The 857-nt window shown below is 53.4% G+C and carries 1 protein-coding gene; it reads left to right on the top strand.

The window, feature by feature from the left end; translation table 11 throughout:
* Nucleotides 1–188: 188 nt before the first annotated feature.
* Nucleotides 189–737 (top strand): hypothetical protein, encoded by a 549-nt coding sequence (locus tag J0A65_RS24410; protein WP_206596846.1) that lies wholly within the window; start codon nucleotides 189–191, stop codon nucleotides 735–737.
* Nucleotides 738–857 lie beyond the last annotated feature (120 nt).

Here is an 857-nt window from a genome sequence, read left to right as displayed (position 1 = left end):
CGTTCTGGATGAAGTCGCTGGCGAAGTTGTCATGACGCAGAGCGTCACAGGATGGATGCCCTGGCGTAGCGGGGAAGCGATCAAGCTCCCCAGTTGAACGGGTAGTTGCCTCGTCGCTGAGGCACAGGGCACCATGCGCCCTCCGTATACATGGCCATTAGCCATACCGCATACAGTGAAGGGAACTCATGAAAAAACCGCAAAATGACTTCGACTACATCGCTGAACTGCTGGAAGAGTTCTTCAAACAGCGCAGCCTTCGAAAGTCGTTCCGAATCATCTTCGATGGAGATATCACGGGCTGGGAAATCTGGCTTCAGATTGAGTTCGCCCGTTTTCTGACCGAGCATCCCTCTACACCAGAATGGGAACGAGAGCGTGCATTCCAATTCGACTACAGGCGGGAAAACGTAAAGTGGTTCCTCAAACCGGACTTCATCCTGCGCAAGAAAGGCTGGGCAATCGAGCGTTACGTCGCGCTTGAGATCAAGCAACATGCCAACCTTGGCAATTGTGTGTCGAACATGATCGACGACCTTGCGAAAGTGGCAAAAATACGTAAATCCGAAATAGACCTGCGCTCCTATTGGGCGCTTGGCATTTTTCGAACGGATCCTGACTCGGACGTTGAAGAGGTCGTTGCATCGAAATTGCAGGATAGTGGCTTGGAGTATTACCCCAGCGTCTCGTCAGTGAACAAAATCCCTCGCACGCCATACAGCTATGTGCTGTTCTGACAAGCACGCAACTCTCACTCTCTCGGACCGGCCTCATAGCCGGCTCACTCTGTAGCCGGGCGGGCGCTACAATAGCGCCTGCCATTCGCCGAGAGCCGATCTGTCGATGTTCACCCTCTC

This window comes from Bowmanella yangjiangensis, assembly GCF_017255015.1.
GTDB lineage: Bacteria > Pseudomonadota > Gammaproteobacteria > Enterobacterales > Alteromonadaceae > Bowmanella > Bowmanella yangjiangensis.
The sequence above is the reverse complement of the archived record's forward strand: the minus strand, read 5'-3'. Positions and strand labels throughout refer to the sequence as shown.